Origin of the sequence: uncultured Streptococcus sp., assembly GCF_938036805.1 — a bacterium.
GTDB lineage: Bacteria > Bacillota > Bacilli > Lactobacillales > Streptococcaceae > Streptococcus.
Window position 1 is genome coordinate 1 of record NZ_CALHWC010000095.1, and the last position, 1,511, is coordinate 1,511.

The 1,511-nt window shown below is 48.6% G+C and carries 1 protein-coding gene; it reads left to right on the forward strand.

Features of this window, described 5'->3' with window-relative positions; genetic code table 11:
• On the forward strand, positions 1-1,511 hold a 1,511-nt coding region (mutL, locus tag Q0191_RS03865), incomplete at both ends, for a DNA mismatch repair endonuclease MutL (RefSeq protein ID WP_297664010.1).

Consider the following 1,511-nt stretch of genomic DNA (forward strand, 5'->3'; position numbering starts at 1 on the left):
GGAACGAAAATCAAGATAGAAGATCTCTTCTTCAATACTCCAGCCCGGCTCAAGTATATGAAGAGCCAGCAGGCTGAGCTGTCCCATATCGTTGATGTGATTAATCGGCTCAGTCTAGCCCATCCAGAGGTGGCTTTCACCCTTATCAGTGACGGCCGCGAAATGACACGGACTGCCGGCAGTGGCAATCTGCGTCAGGCTATTGCAGGAATCTATGGTCTGGCAACAGCCAAGAAAATGGTGGAAATCTCTGCTTCAGATTTGGACTTTGAGGTGAGCGGCTATGTCAGCTTGCCTGAGCTGACTCGTGCAAATCGGAATTATATTACGATTCTCATCAACGGCCGCTACATTAAGAATTTCCTGCTTAATCGTGCTATTTTGGACGGCTACGGCAGCAAGCTTATGGTAGGCCGCTTTCCACTAGCGGTCATCAATATTCAGATTGACCCCTATCTGGCCGATGTCAATGTCCATCCGACCAAGCAAGAGGTGCGCATTTCTAAAGAGCGCGAACTCATGACCTTGATTTCGCAAGCCATTGCGACCAGTCTCAAGGAGCAGGACCTTATCCCTGATGCTTTGGAAAATCTAGCTAAATCAACTGTTAAGCGCGCAGCTAAGCCCGAACAGACCAGCCTCCCACTTAAAGAAAATCGCCTCTACTACGATAAGGAGCAGAATGACTTCTTCCTCAAGTCACAGGTGGCAGAGCAGCAGTTATCTTTCGAAGAGTCAGCAAAGCCTTTTCAGGCAAATACTGACAAAAAAGCAGAACCGCCACAATCAACTTCGGTCAAATTTGCAGAGCGAAAGCCGGCTAGCTATGACCAACTAGACCATCCAGAGCTAGACCAGGCTAGTCTGGAGCGGGCTGTGGATAAGTTGGAACAGGAAGAGAAGTCAAGCTTCCCAGAGTTAGAATATTTCGGCCAGATGCATGGTACCTATCTCTTTGCTCAGGGCAAGGGTGGTCTTTACATTATTGACCAGCATGCTGCCCAAGAGCGGGTCAAGTATGAGTATTATCGGGAGAAGATTGGGGATGTGGACAATAGCCAGCAGCAGCTCTTGGTGCCCTATATCTTTGAATTTCCAGCGGACGATATGCTGCGAATCAAGCAGCGGATGGAGCTATTAGAAGATGCTGGCATCTTTTTAGAAGAGTACGGAGCCAACCAGTTTATCCTCCGTGAGCATCCCATTTGGTTCAAGGAAGAGGAGATTGAGGCTGGCATCTATGAGATGTGTGACATGCTTCTCCTGACCAAGGAAGTTTCTATCAAGAAATATCGAGCAGAGCTAGCCATTATGATGAGCTGCAAACGCTCCATCAAGGCCAATCACAGTCTGGATGACTACTCTGCGCGCGACTTGCTCTTTCAGCTGTCCCAGTGTGACAATCCTTACAACTGCCCACACGGCCGACCGGTCTTGGTCAACTTTACCAAGTCGGATATGGAAAAAATGTTCCGCCGCATTCAGGAAAATCATACTAGCCTGCGGGAGTT